Origin of the sequence: Nonomuraea sp. NPDC049784 (genome assembly GCF_040659615.1) — a bacterium.
In the GTDB taxonomy this organism is placed as follows: Bacteria; Actinomycetota; Actinomycetes; order Streptosporangiales; family Streptosporangiaceae; genus Nonomuraea.
The window spans coordinates 1-1991 of sequence record NZ_JBFAMX010001087.1 but is presented as its reverse complement, the minus strand read 5'-3'; the positions used below and the strand labels follow the sequence as shown (position 1 = coordinate 1991).

Sequence of the window (1991 nt, the reverse complement as noted above, 5' to 3'; positions counted from 1 at the left end):
GGACGGGACGTGGCGGCCCAGGTGGCCGTTGAAGCCGTCGACCGCGTACACGGTGAGCGCGCAGGCGACCGGAACGGACGGCAAGCAGGTCACGGGCCAGGCCAAGTTCACCACGCTCAAGCCGAAGCGGGTGCTTGAGAGCGGAATGTCGCCCCTGGACGGTGAGAAGGTCGGCGTCGGGATGCCGGTCCAGCTCCTGTTGTCGCAGCCGGTGACCGAGCAGAAGGACCGGGCCGCGGTCGAGCGGTCGCTGGCGGTGCGGATGTCCAAGCCGGTCGAGGGCGCGTGGAGCTGGGTGAGCGACCGGGAGGTCCAGTTCAGGCCGCGCGAGTACTGGCCGGTCGGCGAGAAGGTCACAGTGGTCGCACATCTGGCCGGCCTGCGTGCCGGACGGGACCTGTGGGGCACCAAGGACCGCAGCCTGACGTTCACCGTGGGGCCCGAGCACATCACGAAGGTCAGCAACGCGGACCACCAGGCGGTCGTGCGGGAGAACGGCGAGGTCGTCAAGACCATCCCGGTCAGCCTGGGGAAGCCGGGCGACGACAGCTACTCCGGCATCATGATCGCCCAGGAGAAGGCCGCGGAGACCGTCATGGACTCGGCCACCATCGGCAAGCCGGGCGAGTACCGCATCAACACCAAGTGGAACGTCAGGATGACCTACAGCGGCACGTTCTTCCACGCCGCACCCTGGTCGACCGGCGCCCAGGGCAACCGCAACGTCAGCCACGGCTGCGTGAACGCCAGCCCGGCCAACGCCCGCTGGTTCTACGAGTTCACGCAGCGGGGGGACATCATCGAGGTCACGGGGACATCGCGGAAGCTGCGGTTCGGCAACGGGCCGACGCCTTGGGCGAAGTCGTGGGAGGACTGGCTGGCGGGCAGCGCCCTCGGCAAGCCGATCAACGGATGAGCCGGGACAGGGCCGGAACCCTGCCCGTCGCCGGGCTGACCCGGTAGGGGAGACTCTCACCAGACCCGTCTGATGAGAATGAGGAGCAGGCAATGCACATCGTACGGTTCGTCAGCCCCCTGACCGACGCCCCCGCGGTCGGCGTCGACGACGGCCGGCGGGTGGTGGAGCTGTCCGGCGTCACCACCGTGGCCGAGCTGCTGCGGCTGCCGGTCGATGGGCTGCGGGAGCGGGTGGCCGGGGCGGACGGGCCGGAGCACCCCTCCGGATCCGTGCGGCGGCTCGCGCCGGTTGATGGGCAGATGGAGGTCTGGGCGGCGGGCGTGACGTACCGGCGCTCGCGCGAGGCCCGGGTGCTCGAGAGCGAGCGCGCCGCCGACGTGTACGAGCTGGTCTACGAGGCCGAGCGCCCCGAGCTGTTCTTCAAGTCGGTGGCCTGGAAGGTCTCGGGCGACGGCGGGCGCATCGCGGTGCGGTCGGACTCGGAGATCGACGTGCCGGAGCCGGAGCTCGGCCTGGTGCTGAACGCGGCCGGGGAGATCGTCGGGTACACGGTGGTCGACGACGTGAGCTCGCGCACCATCGAGGGGGTCAACCCGCTCTACCTGCCGCAGGCCAAGATCTACCTGGGCGCGTGCGCGGTCGGCCCGGCGATCAGGCCCGCGTGGGAGGTGTCCGACCCGTACGCGCTGGACATCACGCTGAGCATCGCCAGGGCGGGGGAGACGGTGTGGGACGGCAAGGCGTCCACCTCCCAGCTGAACCGCCGGCTCGACGACCTGGCGGGCTACCTCTTCCGGGCCGACCTCTTCCCCGACGGCGCCGTGCTGGCCACCGGCACCTGCCTGGTCCCCGACCTGCCGTTCACTCTGCAGGACGGCGACGCGGTGACGATCGGCATCGGCGAGGTCGGCACCCTCACGACCACTGTGGTCAAGGGCCTGGAGCCGATGCGCAGGCCGCTGTGAACGCCGTATGAACCGAGCCCGCGCCGCCAGACGGCCGGGCGGGGGCCGGGACCGAAAGGAAGAGGACACCGAAGTAATACACTCAAAAATATTTCGATATTGTTTTT

At 69.9% G+C, this 1991-nt stretch carries 2 protein-coding genes; both read left to right on the top strand.

Translation table 11 applies throughout. The features are described from left to right. Positions 1 to 916: Ig-like domain-containing protein (locus AB0J09_RS63520; RefSeq protein WP_360714035.1), on the top strand; the 916-nt coding region annotated here is incomplete at its 5' end. A gap of 92 nt (positions 917 to 1008) precedes the next feature. Then, the gene (locus AB0J09_RS63515) at positions 1009 to 1884 is read left to right on the top strand and encodes a fumarylacetoacetate hydrolase family protein (protein WP_360714033.1); all 876 of its coding nucleotides are present in this window, start codon (positions 1009 to 1011) and stop codon (positions 1882 to 1884) included. Positions 1885 to 1991 lie beyond the last annotated feature (107 nt).

Excerpts from the sequence above, each read along its gene's own strand:
- AB0J09_RS63515 (WP_360714033.1), top strand. The coding sequence starts at position 1,009 with ATGCACATCGTACGGTTCGTCAGCCCCCTGACCGACGCCCCCGCGGTC.